Raw genomic sequence first — 14,720 nt, 5'->3', positions numbered from 1 at the left:
CACGGTTGCGGCTGCGGCAATACCGCGCATCCTGCGCGGGAGGGGCATGGCGCGGTTGCAGGCGCGGACCTAGGTTGCCTGACGAACCCGTATTTGCCAGGACTGGAGATCCCCATGCGCCGCCGTTCCCTGCTGCTGGCCGCAGCCGCCCTCCCCCTCACCGCCCTGCCGGGGTTTGCCACGGCAGCGGAAACCATCCGCATCATGAAGTCGCCCTCCTGCGGCTGCTGCACGGCCTGGGCCGATCATCTGGCCGCCGCCGGTTTTGCGGCCGAGGTGCGCAATGTGGCGGATGAGGATCTGTGGGCAATGAAAGAACGGCTCGGCGTCAGCGGCGATCTGGCTTCCTGCCACACTGCAATGGCCGGGCCTTATGTGATTGAGGGTCATGTGCCGGCAGGTGACATCCAGCGGCTGCTGACGGAACAGCCTGCGGCGCTGGGACTGACCGTTCCGGGCATGCCGATCGGTTCGCCGGGGATGGAGATGGGGGATGAGCGCGAGGCGTTTGACACCCTGCTGATCCTGGCTGATGGCACGGCAGAAGTGTTCGCCAGCCACTCCTAATCGAGGCGGCCTGATCAAGGCGGCCCGGCCTAGAACACCTGAACAAAAAAAGGCCGGGCGCAATGCCCGGCCTTCATTGTTTCGTGATACAGCTGCCTTAATGGCCCAGGATCTGGCTGAGGAACAGCTTGGTGCGGTCGCTCTTCGGGTTGTTGAAGAACTCTTCCGGCTCGTTCTGCTCCACGATCTGACCTGCGTCCATAAAGATCACCCGGTTCGCCACCTGACGGGCAAAGCCCATCTCGTGGGTCACGCAGAGCATAGTCATACCTTCTTCGGCCAGCTCGATCATGGTGTCGAGCACCTCTTTGATCATCTCCGGGTCCAGCGCCGAGGTCGGCTCGTCGAACAGCATGATGCGCGGCATCATGCAAAGCGAGCGCGCGATGGCCACACGCTGCTGCTGGCCGCCCGACAGCTGACCGGGGTATTTGTCGGCCTGCTCCGGGATTTTCACCTTCTCCAGGAAATGCATCGCCCGCTCTTCGGCTTCCTTCTTGGGTGTCTTGCGGACCCAGATCGGCGCCAGGGTGCAGTTCTCCAGAATGGTCAGATGCGGGAACAGGTTGAAGTGCTGGAACACCATGCCAACCTCGGAACGGATCTTGTCGATGTTCTTGAGGTCATTTGACAAGACGGTGCCATCCACCTCAATCCTGCCCTGCTGATGCTCTTCCAGGGCGTTCAGACAGCGGATCAGGGTGGATTTACCCGAACCGGACGGGCCGGCAATGACAATACGCTCGCCCTGGTTCACCGTCAGGTTGATGTCGCGCAGCACGTGAAAAGACCCGTACCATTTGTTCATGTTGGAGATTTCGATGGCGACCTCGTCGCTCACCTGCATCTTGGAACGGTCGATTTGACGGTCGGTCATAAGTTCAGACATATGTTGAACTCCTTAACGGTGGCCAGTCTGAAGCTTGCGCTCCAGATACATGGAATAGCGGGACATGGAGAAGCAGAAGACGAAGAACAACAGGGCGATAAAGCCGTAAAGCTCCCAGACAATGCCGTTCCAGTTGGAGTCCGCGCGAATGGCGTTTGACAGGCCCAGAGGGTCCAGAAGCCCGATGATCGAGACCAGCGTGGTGTCCTTGAACACCCCGATAAAGGTCGAAACGATGCCGGGGATCGAGATCTTCAGCGCTTGCGGCATAATGATCAGCCGCTGCGCCTGCCAGTAGTTGAGGCCAAGACTGTCGGCGCCCTCATACTGGCCGCGGGGCAAGGCTGCCAGACCGCCGCGGATCACTTCGGCCATATAGGCCGCGGCAAACAGCGTGACCATGATCAGCACCCGCAGGATGATGTCGAAATTGGTTCCCGGCGGCATGAAGATGTTCAGCAGGGTCGAAGCCACAAACAACAGCGTGATCAACGGCACACCCCGGATGAACTCGATAAAGCCCACGCAGATGTATTTGACGATCAGCAGATCCGACTGGCGGCCCAGCGCCAGCACGATGCCGATCGGCAAGGAGCAGGCAATGGCCACAACACCAATGGTCACCGACAGCATGAAGCCGCCGAACTTGCGGCTTTCCACCGCTTCGATGCCGATGGGCAGGATCCCATCCAGCAGACCCGAGACCGGCGCCGCCAGCAGCATCCACCAGATAACAGCCGCGGCAACGCCCAGGATCACCCCCAGAAGTGTGCTCAGCGCTTCTGCGGCGAATTTGTAGACCAGCCCGCCGATGACAAAACCTGCCAGCGCGGCAATCGGCATCCAGATGGTGCCGCCCCACAAAAGCCAGGGGAAGATGAACGGGTAGAGCGCCGAAAAGATCAGCAGTTTCGACGGCACCCGGTCCGAGAACAGCACCGGAGCCAGTGCCGCACCCAGCAGGACAAAGGCAGCGATGGGGCGCCAGTACAGGTGGCTTGGGTAGAAACCAAAGATCAGCTGGACCCAGCGTTCCTTGATCACGCCCCAGCAGGCGCCATGAGCATCGCCGTGGCCGGCGGCTGCCAGCGTTTCACGGCAATTGGACAGCGAGGTGCCGTTCCAGGTGGGCGACAGGATCCAGGGAACAATGGCGGCCAGCACGAAATAGACCGCAGCAAAGGACGCGATGGTCAGGATCGAGTTGAACCAGTTGGAAAACAGGTTATGCCGCGCCCAGCCGATCACCCCGACCTCAGAGGCGGGCGGATCCTGCTCGGGAAGCATTTCAGTGCGGACAAATCCGATATCAGACATCTCAGCGCTCCTTCAGCTTCACGGCTTCGTTGTACCAGTTCATGACCCCGGAAATGGTCAGCGAGATCGCCAGATACACCACCATCAGCAGCAGAACACATTCCAGCTCGCGCCCCGTTTGGTTCATGGTGATGCCGCCCAGGGTGCCGGTGATGTCCATGTAACCCACGGCAATCGCCAGCGACGAGTTCTTGGTCAGGTTCAGATAGTTGGAGATCAGCGGCGGGATGATCACCCGCAGCGCCTGCGGCAGGACCACCAGCGACATGATCTTGTTGGAGCGCAGGCCCAGTGCCTCGGCGGCTTCGGTCTGGCCCTTGGAGATCGCCATGATCCCGGCGCGCACGATTTCCGCGATAAAGGCGGCGGTGTACAGCGACAGCGCCAGCCACAGTGCGATCAGCGAGTTGCGCATGTGGGTGCCGCCCTGAAAGTTAAAGCCTTTCAGCTCGGGGTAGCCCAGGTAAAAACCCAGCACGGCCAGCAGGATCGCCATCGGTACCACCACCACGGCGGTGCGCATATGCCAAGTGACCGGACGGTCGCCGGTGGCTTCCTGGATGCGGTCCGCGCGCTGGCGGATCTTGATCGACGCAAACAGGCTGAGGCCCAGCACCACCAGAATGGCTATCAGGTCCAGGCTGACATCAAACCGCAGCGAGGATTCTCCAAACAGATGCGCATCGCCCAGCGAACGCGAGAACAACGGCTCGGGGATGTAGACACCGCGGTTGGTCACGGCAACGCTGTCGGCCAGGCTCATCGTGGCTTCGGGGTTTTCGCCCCGGAACGCCCGTGGCGCCGGCAGGGTTTCGATCAGGATCGCCATCACAAAGACAATCCACAACAGCACCGGCACATTGCGGAACAGCTCGACGTAGATCGTCATCAGACGCGCCACCAGCCAGTTCGACGACAGCCGCAGAACGCCGATGATCACGCCCAGGATTGTTGCGGTGATACAGCCGAGGAAGGCCACAACCAGCGTGTTCAGAAGCCCCATCAGCGCGGCCCGCAAATGGCTGTCGCGCGAGGTGTATTCCAGCAGGCGCTGGTTGATATCATAGCCGGCCGGTTCCGCAAAGAAGCCGAAATCGATCGGCTTACCCAGTGCGGCCAGGTTGCTCAGCGTGTTGTTGATCAGCCAGGCTGCCAAAAGCATGAAGCCGAACATGGCGATGACCTGGATGGTCCCCGACCGGTACCGGGTGTCATAAAGGAGCATAGACAGCCGGAACTGCTCCTTTGGAGGGTCAGTTAACGTTGACATATAGTGTGATCCCCTGGGTTCCGGTATTCTGTCCTGGCGGGGTTGTCCCCGCTCCGCAGCGGTCCGGAGCTTATTTTCTGATAGGAAAAGGGCGCAGGAAACTCCTGCGCCCTTCCCGGTGGTGTGATTAGCGGAACGGCGGAGCGTACAGCAGGCCGCCTTCGGTCCACTGTGCGTTCAGGCCGCGGGCCAGACCGACCGGAGTGTCTTCGCCGATGTTCTTGGCAAAGATTTCACCGTAGTTGCCCTGCGAAGCGATGGCCTTCTGTGCCCAGGTGGCGTCCAGGCCGAGCATCTCGCCCAGGGTGCCTTCGCTGCCCAGCAGACGGTTGATTTCCGGGTTCTCGGTGCCGGCGGACATTTCGCTCAGGTTGGCCGATGTGATGCCCAGCTCTTCAGCTGCGATCAGCGAGTTCAGGGTCCAGCGGACAACGTCGCCCCACTCGTGGTCGCCGTGGCGGACCAGCGGGCCCAGCGGTTCCTTGGAGATGATTTCCGGCAGCAGCACATGCGCGCCCGGATCATCAAAGGTGGCACGGGTCGCAGCCAGGCCGGAGGCGTCGGTGGTGTAAACGTCGCAGGCACCGGCCAGGTACTGCTGCTGCGCTTCGGCGTTGGTTTCGATCGGAACCGGCTCATACGAGATATTATTGGAGCGGAAGAAGTCCGCCAGGTTCAGCTCGGTGGTGGTGCCTGTCTGGATGCAGACGGTGGCGCCGTCCAGTTCCTTAGCCGAGGACACGCCCAGCTCTTTCGGGACCATAAAGCCCTGGCCGTCATAATAGTTGACGCCGGTGAATTCGAACTTCAGGTCGACATCGCGGCTGAAGGTCCAGGTGGTGTTGCGGGCCAGCATGTCGATCTCGCCGGACGCCAGCGCGGTAAAGCGGGTCTTGCCGGTGGTCGGCACGAATTCAACAGCAGTCGAGTCGCCCAGCACAGCTGCAGCCACAGCCCGGCACACGGCAACGTCGAACCCTTCCCATTCCCCGTTCGCATTCGGAGCCGCAAAGCCGACCAGGCCGACGGTGACGCCGCAGTTCAGTTTGCCGCGCGCCTTCACATCGTCCAGCGTTCCGGCAGATGCCGCGCCAGCCGCAAGACCGGCAAAAGCCATTGCGCCCAAAAGTACGGATTTTTTCATATTTACCTCTTCCTGATAGCCCGCCATTCAGCGGAATAGTCCGCCATTCGGCGGTTCTTATTAACCGGCGATCCCCGCCGGAATTGAGACTGAAGAAGGGTTTACCCCTTTTTCGCGCCCAAGTGTGGGCGCATTCATCAACAAACGTCAAGGGTGGGATCAGGAAATTCGATGCGCGGCATACGCACAGTTTGCCCGTGAGTAAATTTATTTACGCCTCACGGGGTCATTCGGTAATTTTCTGTTCTCTCAGGAGAAATCGTAAAACCGCTTGGCGTGCAGAAATTCCTGCCGCTTCACCTCCGCCGCAGCCTGAGCGTCCTCGTCGACACCCCATTGCTCTTCCTGCCAGCGTTCATCCAGACGCGACAGTTGCCAGATCTCATCGGCACTGCGCCAGCCCTGCGCAGCAGCAAAGCCAAGGATCAAAGAGCCGGAAATCCCTACCAAATCATGGAAAGCCGCCAGCTGGAACGGTGTCATAGCCTGCACCTTTTCCGCCAGCACCGCCAGCGCCGCTGTCTCCTGCGGCTGGTGCAGAATGCCGGTCCTGGGCTGCAGCTGCACGCCCAGCGCCCCTGCTGCCCAGTCCAGCGCCGGGTCCCATTCCCGAGCCTGACGCAACGTCAACTCAACCGGCGCGTCGGCGCGGTAGCACAGCAGGTCGGAATCGCCGTATTCAGCCAGCATGGCCGCAACTTCGCTGTGCTGATGTGTCACCTTGTCAATCGCAGCATTGGCAGACCGGGTGCAAGGCATGGTTCCGGGGTCAACTGATTCGCTCTGCGCGTCCCATTCCGCGGCGATGGCGTCCCCCATGGCCCGGGTCGGCACCGCCAGCGGCGCCTTGGCCGGCGTCTTTACCCGGCGCCCGTCCAGCTCCACCGCGAACCCGTCTTCGGTCTGCACAACCGAGACTGCTTTCCAGAACCGTTTCTGTGCCCAGCCGCTCATTTCTTACACCTTCCAAATCTCTGCCAGCAGCGGGCGCAGCTCCGCGAAATCGCGGATCAGATAATCGGCGCCCAATGTCTCTGCCGGGTGGTATCCCCAGGGCACGGCAATGGTGGTGACCCCCGCTGCGCGCCCCATTTCAATGTCAAACCGCGTGTCGCCGATCATCACGGTGCTCGCGCGCTCCACCCCGGTTTCCGCCATCGCCGTCAGCACCATCGACGGATGCGGCTTTGACGGATGGTGGTCGGCCACCTGCCGGGTCACAAAGCAATCCAGCCCATGCGCCGCAATCAGCGCCTCAACCCCGCGCTGGGATTTACCGGTGGCAACCCCCAGCAGGTACTCCGGCACCGCATTCAGGTCCGCCAGCGCCTCGCGCGCACCGGGATACAGCGGCGAATGCCCCGCCCCGGCCGCCTCGCGGGCCAGCATGTAGGAGGATTTGTACCCCTCCACCAGCGCCTCCAGCGTCGCGGCATTCTGATCCGGCGCCAGCTCCTTCATCGCCAAGGGCAGCGACAGGCCGACAATCGACAGGATCGCCGCGCGCGGCGGCACCGGCAGGCCGGCCCCCTCAAAGGCTTCAGCCATGGCGCCGGTGATCGCGCCCTGGCTGTCCGCCAGCGTGCCATCCACATCAAACAGGATCAGCCGCAGCGGTGAACTCACTTCAGATCCTCAAACGGGTCATCCGCCGCCAGATCCTCGCTCCAGCCGAAGGTGTCCCAGCTCTCTTTCATATGGTCGGGCAAAGGCGCCACAACCGAGACATTCCTGTGGGTCACCGGGTGTTCGAACACCATCCGGCGGGCGTGCAGATGCAGTTTCTTGGAAATCACCCCGCCAAACTGCGCACCCCAGCCGTCGCCCAGGTTCTCCTGACCCGAGCCGCCGTATTTGCCGTCCCCGGCAATCGGATGGCCCATGCCCGACATATGCGCCCGCAGCTGGTGGGTGCGGCCGGTAATCGGCTCCATCGCCACCCAGGCAGCGCGGGAGGCAACACGGTACAGCGTCGCGTACAGCGTATGCGCCCGTTTGGCGCCGTATGTCTCGTCGATGTCCTGCGGGTGGACGTTGATCATCTTCTCGCCTTCGCCGCTCTTGCCATGGCCCGGTGCCTTGACCAGCCCGTTCTTGATCTCGCCCAGATAGGGCGTCGGAACACCCGCGACCAAGGCCCAGTAAATCTTGCGGGTATTCTTGTGGCGGAAAGCAGCGGTCAGCCCCTGCGCCGCTTTGCGGTTGCGCGCCAGCACCAGAATGCCGGAGGTGTCCTTGTCGATCCGGTGCACCAGCTTGGGCTTATCCTCCAGCCCGAACTTCAGCGCCTCCGCCAGCCCGTCCACATGTTTGGTGGTGCCAGAGCCGCCCTGCACCGCCAGCCCTGCGGGCTTGTTCAGCACGATCACATCGTCGTCGCGGTAGATCACGCAATCCTGGATCATCCTGGCATCGGCGTCCGAGATCTTCAACTCGCGCGGCGCGGCAGGTTTCAGGTCGCTGTCCGCCAGCGGCGGCACCCGTACCACCTGGCCGGTCTCGACACGGGTATTGGCCTTGACCCGGCCGCCATCCAGCCGCAGCTCGCCCTTGCGGCACATCTTCTCGATGCGGCCCTGGTTCACATGCGGAAACAGCCGCCGCAGCCAGCGGTCAATGCGCTGGCCGCCATCGTCTTCGCTGACAGTAATCATCTGAACGCCGCTCATGCGAACACTCCTCTTGCGGCCATCAGGCCCAGAAACAAACCGCCCACGGACAATCCAACGGACTGAACAACATAAAGCGCCGCCTGCCCGAAGGCGCCGCGCTCGATCAGGTTGGCGGTCTCCAGCGAGAACGCCGAGAAAGTGGTGAACCCGCCCAGAAGCCCGGTCATCACCAAGGGGCTGAGGTGGGTCAGCCCGCGCATCGCCGCAGCCACCACAAACATCCCCATCAGAAAGGAGCCGATCACGTTGACGGTGACCACCGCAACCGGAAAGTCGTGATGCCCCATGACCCGGATGATGCCCAGCCCGGCCAGATAACGGCACACCGCCCCGATTGCGCCGCCCAGGGCCACCATGGAAACCGAAGAAATCATCCCCGTCCTGTCGCCGGCACAGGCAAGGATGTCAAGTTTTGCCCGTGTTGCATGGGGTGCAGAGCTTCCGTTTCATCTTTCCCCAAATACTCCCGCCGGAGGCAGCGGCTTTGCCTGCAAAGCCGCTTTACTTGTTCCGCTTCGCCCTGAGGTTCGCGAAGTAGTCCGTACGCCGCTTCAGCTCGCGCTCGAACCCGCGCTCAACTGGCTGATACAGTACCGGGCGCTTGACCCCGTCGGGGAAGTAGTTCTGGCCGGAGAACCCGTCCTCGGCGTCGTGGTCATAGGCATAGCCGTCTCCATACCCCTGCTCCGACATCAGCTTGGTCGGCGCATTCAGGATATGCTTGGGCGGCGGCGCGCTGCCGGTCTGCTTGGCGAGCCGCCGGGCGGCCTTGATGCCGACGTAAACCGCGTTGGATTTCGGCGCCAGCGCCAGATAGACGGCGGCATTCGCAAGCGCCAACTCGCCCTCCGGGCTGCCGAGCCGCTCATAGGTCTGCCAGGCATTGAGGCAGACGGTATTGGCCTGCGGATCCGCCATGCCGATATCCTCGGTCGACATCATGGTCAGACGCCGGGCCAGGAACCGCGGATCCTCGCCGCCCTCCAACATCCGCGCCAGCCAGTAAAGGGCGGCATCCGGATCCGAGCCGCGGATGGATTTGTGCAGGGCGGAAATCAGGTTGTAATGCTCGTCGCCGGACTTGTCGAACTTGGCCGCCCGCCGCATCAGCCGGTTAGACAGTGCCTCGCGCCCCAGCGGTGCCTCCACCTTCCAGGCAGAAACCTGTTCGATGAGGTTCAGCAGCGCCCTCCCGTCGCCATCGGCCATCTCGTGCAGCGCATCGCGGGCATCGCCTGACAGCGGAAGGGCGCGGCCCAGCTCCTTCTCGGCGCGCTGGGTCAGGCGTTCAAGATCAGCAAGTTGCAGGCGCTCCAACACCAGCACTTGGCTGCGCGACAGAACAGCGGCGTTCAGCTCAAACGAGGGATTCTCGGTTGTCGCCCCCACCAGCAGGATAGTGCCATCCTCCATATGCGGCAGGAAGCCGTCCTGCTGGGCCTTGTTGAAGCGGTGGATCTCATCCACGAACAACAGCGTTCCCTGGCCGTTCTGACGGCGGATCTTCGCGGCCTCAAAGACTTTGCGCAGCTCCGGCACGCCGGTGAAGATCGCCGAGATCTGCATGAAATGCAGGTCGGTCTCCTGCGCCAGCAGCCGTGCGATGGTGGTCTTGCCTACGCCGGGCGGCCCCCAGAAAATCAGTGATGACAAGGAGCCGGACGCCAGCATCACCCCCAGCGGCGCCTCCGGCCCCAGCACCTGTTGCTGGCCGATCACCTCTGCCAGCGACCGCGGCCGCAGCCGGTCGGCCAGCGGCCGGTTGGGCTGCTGTGCATCGCCGCTTGCAGGCGCAGGGCTGCCGAACAGATCCGCCATCAGGTCCGGAACCGCAGGGTCACACGCTGGCCGCGCCGGTTCAGATCCAGCTGAATCCAGCGGCCGCTGTTTGCCAGAATTGCATAGACTTCATCGGTGCTGGCGACAGGCTGGCCGTTCACCGCCAAGAGTGCGTCGCCGGGTTGCACCCCGCCGCGTCCGGCATAGGGACCGGGGTCCGTCACCACCACGCCTTCGGCCGACAGGGGCAGGCCGAGGCGCGCAATCACCTGCGGATTGATCCGCGCCACGGTCAGGCCGGGCAATGCCGTGTCTTCATCCAGCTGCACCGGATTTGCGGGCGGCTGATCAGGCGCCACGATCATCGGCACCGCAATCTCTTCCCGCGCCTCACCGCGCAGCCGGGTGATTGCGGACATACCGTCCAGCCCGGCGACAGACATGCGGAACACCATTTCCGAAGGTGAATTCACCACTTCGCCATCCACATGGGTGATCACATCGCCCACCTTGAACCCCGCTTTGGCAAAAGGGCTCTCAACATGCAGATCGGAAATCACCATACCCTCAGGCACGTCCATCTCCAGCGAGGCTGCCAGATCGGCATCCACTGGCTGCCCGGCCATGCCGGCCCAAGGGCGCTGGAACTCTTCCGCGCCTTTGCGGGCCTGATTAACGAACTCCGTCACCAGGTTTGCAGGGATCGCAAAACCGATGCCGTTGGAACCGCCGGAGCGGGACAGGATGCGGGTGTTAATGCCGATGAGGTCGCCGTTCACGTCGATCAGCGCCCCGCCCGAATTGCCCGGATTGATCGGCGCGTCGGTCTGGATGTAATAGCCGAAACCATCGCCTGCCCCCATGCCGGTGCGCGCGAGGCCCGAGATAATGCCGCTGCTGACGGTCTGCCCAACCCCAAAGGGGTTGCCGATGGCCAGCGCCAGTTCGCCCACCTCGACCTGGTCGCTGTCGCGCAGGTCCAGATGCGGCAGATCTGCGGCCTCTTCCAGCTGCAGGATTGCCAGGTCGCTGGCCTTGTCGCCCAGGATCACCCGCGCATTGTATTCGCGCCGGTCAGAGGTCACCACGCGGATTTCGGTGGCGCTGCCGACAACATGGTAGTTGGACACAACGATGCCATCCGCCGACAAGATCACGCCCGAACCCAGCGAGTTCTCCACCCGCGGCTGCGGCTTGGCAAAGCCGCGGAAGAAATCATCGAAGAACGGATCGTTCATGAAAGGCGATCGGCGGCGCTGCTGCACCTGGCGCACCACCTTGGCATAGATATTCACCACTGCAGGCGAGGCTTCCTTGACCAAAGGCGCAAAGCCTAGGGTTACTTCCGCCTGCTTCTGCGGCACACGGGTCTCTGCCACAGCCGGCAAGGCAAGAATAATGGCAAGGGCGGTCAGGGCTGGGCGGATCATGGGCGCTCCGGTTGTTACTGCCCGAAGGATATGCGGAGCGCGCACGCGGATTGCAAGGCGGGAGACGTATAAGGACAAAGGGACGCCGCCCCGCAAGTTGCCGCCACAGGCGCGCTGCCCCCTCTTGAGCCTGCGGCTCAATTCACCCGTGAGGGTTATGTGTGCGATATTGCCCTCAATCCAGCCTCTGTCTGATTGAAGCCGGCCGGTTCTCCGGGTAGCCATCCGGTGAACCGGTGGCGGGCGGGCGGGCGGCCCTGAGGCAGACCTAAAGTCAGTGGTTATACGGTCGCAAAATATCCCGCAACTGCCGCGCCATATGTCCGGCCGCCCAAACGGCAGAAGGGCCTTCGCGGCCGCAGATGACCAAGGATCAGGAATTCGATGTGAACAATTAAACTCGATCCACGCCAGACCGCATCATCGCGTTTGAGGACTCCAAAACCAGCCTTGTGGTGCATCTGTTGGACGGCTGGCCGGCAGGTAGAGATCAACAGTTCTCCCGCAGCAACCAGAAGACATCTCCGCCAGATTGGCAATTTGGAATCGGCTTTCGCCATTTGTGAAGCCTCTGGCGGCTATGAATGGCAGGTCTGGCCTGCTGCACCAATGCCGATTTGCCGGTGCATCGAGCGCAGGGCACCCGGATACTCAATGTCGCACACGTCCTGGGTCTCGCTTTAAAGACATATGCGGTTGATGCGGGAAGGCTGTCTTTGCTCGCCGCAAAGTCCGATGTGTTACGACTGTGGCAAGCCTAGCAGAGAAGGCGTGCGTGCTCTGTAAAATCGCCAAAATGCCGAGCGCGCGAAGCACTTGGGTCATTGTTCCGAAAGCAGCAATCCGGCAGGAGGTGGCGGCCCCGGCTGCGGCAAGGGTTTTCTGCCAGGAAACGCCGAGGAACATTGCCGCGAGTTCCAACTTTCTGGATTGTTTTTTTGCTGAGCTTGGCAACCCAGCCGTGCCGAACTCCGCCCCCTCCACCACAGATCACTTTACAACTTCAATAACTGTGTAGGAATTGGTCTGGTGGATGTTCGGCAGCCTGTTGATTTTGTCCCCCAGAACCTGGCGGAAATGCGAGATGTCCCGGGTGCGGATTGTCAGAAGATAGTCAAATGAACCGGCGATCATCAGGCAGCTTTCAATTTCAGGAACTAGGGCCGCAGCCGCGTTAAACGCATCAAGCGAATTGTCACCGCCAGTTGCCGCAAGTGAAACCTGCACAACAGTCAAATGGCCCAGTCCCTGCTTTTCCTTGTTCAAAACTGCCCGGTAACCGCTGATATAGCCGGATTTCTCCAAGCGCTTGACCCTGTCTGAACAGGGGGTATTGGTCAGGTTCACCCGCTGAGAAAGCTCGACAATCGAAAGTCTCCCGTCAGATTCCAGTTCTTCCAGGATCCGATTGTCAATCTTATCCAAATCCCTGCCCATCAGTGATATTCCCTGTTCTTCGGCTGTTTGCAGGCAACATTTCCTGCACAAACGCTGACAACATGCCCAATTACTAGTGAATATCACTGATACTGATCCTGGGGATCAAGGGTGTCAATCATTTGCATCCCGCCTGCCTCAGTCCAGGAGCAGCCGCGCTCCAAGTCAAAAAATACACTGCACACGGAGGAAAAAATGACTGTCAAAATCGTCATAGGGCTTGACGGGACAGATACCGGTGAACGCGCACTCACTTTTGCAAAGGACTTGGCGTCGAAAATCGACGCTTGTGAGCTGCTTGCCGTCTATGTCATCGAATGGTCGCCATTTACGTTTCAGACTCCCGAAGAAAACGCTCAGCGCCACAAACGGCGCGAGGAGGAGATCAAACTGGCCAACAGCCGGATTGTCGAACCTGCGGTCAGCGCGCTGAAAGAGGCCGGGTTCAAGGCAACCGGTCTGGTGCGGCACGGCGATGTGGCCGAGACCCTGAACAAGATCACAGTCGAAAACGGCGGATCGCAGATCATCGTTGGCCGGGCCTCTTCGGACGGATTTGCCAAACGCATTTTCGGCAGCTCGACGCAGAACCTCGTGATGCACGCCGATGTGCCCGTCACGGTTGTAGGATAGGGGCAGATCATGAAAATGACCAAACTCTGGCTGGCCGCAGCCGCGGCCTTCGCGTCCACCCCGCTTTCCGCTCAGGAGGCGATGGGTATTGACGAAAAGGTCAATCAGGTCTTTGCGGATCTGACCGGCCCCTTTGTAGGGCTGATCTTTGCACCGTTTCCAGGCACCAGCTTTCCCTGGATTGTAATGTGGCTGGTCATCGCTGCCAGCATCTTCACCCTATACTTCGGCTTTGTTCAGTTCCGCTTCTTCAAACATTCTGTCCAGCTGGTCAAAGGCGACTTCTCTGACCCCAACGATGCGGGCGAAGTGAGCCATTTCCAGGCGCTGGCCACCGCTCTTTCCGGCACGGTCGGCCTTGGCAACATTGCAGGGGTCGCGGTTGCCGTTGGAATCGGCGGGCCTGGTGCGACGTTCTGGATGATCCTTGCAGGTCTTCTGGGCATGGCATCCAAGTTCACCGAATGCACCCTAGGTGTGAAATACCGTAACGAATACTCTGACGGGACCGTTTCCGGCGGACCAATGTACTATATCTCCAAGGGCTTCAAAGAACTTGGCCTGCCGGGCGGACGGTTCTTGGCGATCATGTTCTCGGTCTTCTGCATCCTTGGTGCGCTAGGCGGCGGCAATATGTTCCAGGCGAACCAGGCACATGCCCAGATATCCGGCATCGTCGGAGACTATCCGGGCTGGATCACCGGGCTCGTTTTTGCTGGCATTGTCTTTGCCGTGATCATTGGCGGCATCAAATCCATTGCCAATGTGACAGAAAAGGTCGTGCCCTTTATGGGGATCCTCTATGTCGGCGCCGCACTGGTCATTCTGGCGGTGAACTATGACAAGATCGGCTGGGCTTTCGGCCAGATTTTTGACGGCGCCTTTACCGGTCTTGGCGTGGCAGGCGGCATGGTTGGCGCGCTGATCCAGGGCTTCAAACGAGCGGCGTTTTCAAACGAGGCTGGTGTCGGTTCGGCGGCGATCGCGCACTCTGCGGTAAAAACCAAGGAACCGATCACCGAAGGTTTTGTGTCCCTGCTTGAGCCGCTGATTGATACGGTTGTCATCTGCACCATGACGGCGCTGGTGATCGTCATCTCGCAGCAGCTGCTTATCGATCCGGCGACGGGCAACTACATGCTGAACGAAGCGGGCACAGCCATTGCAACTGTCGATGGCAACTCCGGTGTTGCGCTGACCTCCGCCGCTTTTGCCTCCGGCATCAGCTGGTTCCCCTATGTCTTGGCTATCGCAGTTGTGCTCTTCGCCTTCTCGACGATGATTTCCTGGAGCTACTACGGGTTGAAGGCTTGGACTTACTTGTTTGGCGAAAGCAAACTGGCGGAGCTGACCTTCAAGATCATCTTCTGCATCTTCATCGTGATTGGTGCAGCAGCAAGCCTGGGTCCGGTTATCGACTTCTCTGATGCAGCGATCTTTGCCATGGCTGTGGTCAACATCTTCTGCCTCTACTTCTTGATGAAACTGGTGAAAAAGGAACTCTTTTCCTACACCGCTCGCTTGAAAGGTGGCGAGCTGAAGAAATTCACTTCCTAAGCCCTGAGCTCCGGCGCAATCCAAT

The 14,720-nt window shown here is 60.9% G+C and carries 14 protein-coding genes; 3 read left to right on the top strand and 11 right to left on the bottom strand.

Annotation, left to right across the window (positions count from 1 at the left end):
* Positions 1-114 precede the first annotated feature (114 nt).
* A complete protein-coding gene (locus ETW23_RS00745; protein ID WP_129372193.1) occupies positions 115-567 on the top strand; it encodes a DUF411 domain-containing protein in 453 nt (150 codons plus the stop codon).
* Positions 568-664: 97 nt separating this feature from the next.
* On the opposite strand, the gene ETW23_RS00740 is transcribed toward ETW23_RS00745, so the two are convergent.
* The 11 genes from ETW23_RS00740 to ETW23_RS00690 form a co-directional block, all read right to left on the bottom strand.
* Positions 665-1,456, bottom strand: coding sequence for an amino acid ABC transporter ATP-binding protein (locus ETW23_RS00740; RefSeq protein WP_129372194.1), 792 nt, complete (start codon positions 1,454-1,456; stop codon positions 665-667).
* 12 nt (positions 1,457-1,468) lie between these two features.
* Positions 1,469-2,773, bottom strand: coding sequence for an amino acid ABC transporter permease (locus ETW23_RS00735; RefSeq protein WP_129372195.1), 1,305 nt, complete (start codon positions 2,771-2,773; stop codon positions 1,469-1,471).
* A 1-nt stretch (position 2,774) separates the two neighbouring features.
* The gene (locus tag ETW23_RS00730; RefSeq protein WP_129372196.1) at positions 2,775-4,043 is read right to left on the bottom strand and encodes an amino acid ABC transporter permease; all 1,269 of its coding nucleotides are present in this window, start codon (positions 4,041-4,043) and stop codon (positions 2,775-2,777) included.
* Positions 4,044-4,170: 127 nt separating this feature from the next.
* Positions 4,171-5,187, bottom strand: a complete 1,017-nt coding sequence (locus ETW23_RS00725) for an amino acid ABC transporter substrate-binding protein (RefSeq protein WP_129372197.1) — start codon at positions 5,185-5,187, stop codon at positions 4,171-4,173.
* 249 nt (positions 5,188-5,436) lie between these two features.
* On the bottom strand, positions 5,437-6,141 hold the full coding sequence (locus tag ETW23_RS00720) for an ATP12 family chaperone protein (protein WP_129372198.1): 705 nt from the start codon (positions 6,139-6,141) through the stop codon (positions 5,437-5,439).
* A gap of 3 nt (positions 6,142-6,144) precedes the next feature.
* Entirely contained in the window at positions 6,145-6,813 is a 669-nt protein-coding gene (locus ETW23_RS00715) for an HAD-IA family hydrolase (RefSeq protein ID WP_134828807.1), read from the bottom strand.
* Positions 6,810-7,856 (bottom strand): RluA family pseudouridine synthase, encoded by a 1,047-nt coding sequence (locus ETW23_RS00710; protein ID WP_134828806.1) that lies wholly within the window; start codon positions 7,854-7,856, stop codon positions 6,810-6,812. The genes ETW23_RS00715 and ETW23_RS00710 overlap by 4 nt, the downstream gene beginning before the upstream one ends.
* Positions 7,853-8,233, bottom strand: coding sequence for a fluoride efflux transporter CrcB (gene crcB, locus ETW23_RS00705; protein ID WP_134828805.1), 381 nt, complete (start codon positions 8,231-8,233; stop codon positions 7,853-7,855). Before crcB ends, ETW23_RS00710 begins: the two co-directional genes overlap by 4 nt.
* Positions 8,234-8,360: 127 nt before the next feature.
* Complete coding sequence (locus tag ETW23_RS00700) at positions 8,361-9,677, bottom strand: replication-associated recombination protein A (protein ID WP_134828804.1); 1,317 nt, start codon at positions 9,675-9,677, stop codon at positions 8,361-8,363.
* On the bottom strand, positions 9,677-11,068 hold the full coding sequence (locus ETW23_RS00695; RefSeq protein ID WP_134828803.1) for a trypsin-like peptidase domain-containing protein: 1,392 nt from the start codon (positions 11,066-11,068) through the stop codon (positions 9,677-9,679). Before ETW23_RS00695 ends, ETW23_RS00700 begins: the two co-directional genes overlap by 1 nt.
* Positions 11,069-12,058: 990 nt before the next feature.
* Positions 12,059-12,592, bottom strand: a complete 534-nt coding sequence (locus tag ETW23_RS00690; protein WP_254695104.1) for a winged helix-turn-helix transcriptional regulator — start codon at positions 12,590-12,592, stop codon at positions 12,059-12,061.
* Between the two features lie 108 nt (positions 12,593-12,700).
* Here ETW23_RS00690 and ETW23_RS00685 point away from each other — a divergent pair, with 108 nt between their 5' ends.
* Both ETW23_RS00685 and ETW23_RS00680 read left to right on the top strand, forming a co-directional pair.
* Positions 12,701-13,138: a universal stress protein gene (locus ETW23_RS00685; RefSeq protein ID WP_129370025.1), complete on the top strand. Its 438-nt coding sequence runs from the start codon at positions 12,701-12,703 to the stop codon at positions 13,136-13,138.
* 9 nt (positions 13,139-13,147) lie between these two features.
* Positions 13,148-14,695, top strand: a complete 1,548-nt coding sequence (locus tag ETW23_RS00680) for a sodium:alanine symporter family protein (protein ID WP_129370024.1) — start codon at positions 13,148-13,150, stop codon at positions 14,693-14,695.
* The last annotated feature ends 25 nt before the right edge of the window (positions 14,696-14,720 follow it).

This window comes from Leisingera sp. NJS201 (assembly GCF_004535885.1).
Taxonomy (GTDB): Bacteria; Pseudomonadota; Alphaproteobacteria; order Rhodobacterales; family Rhodobacteraceae; genus Leisingera.
Note: the sequence above shows the minus strand (reverse complement) of the source record. Positions and strands in the feature narration are given on the sequence as shown.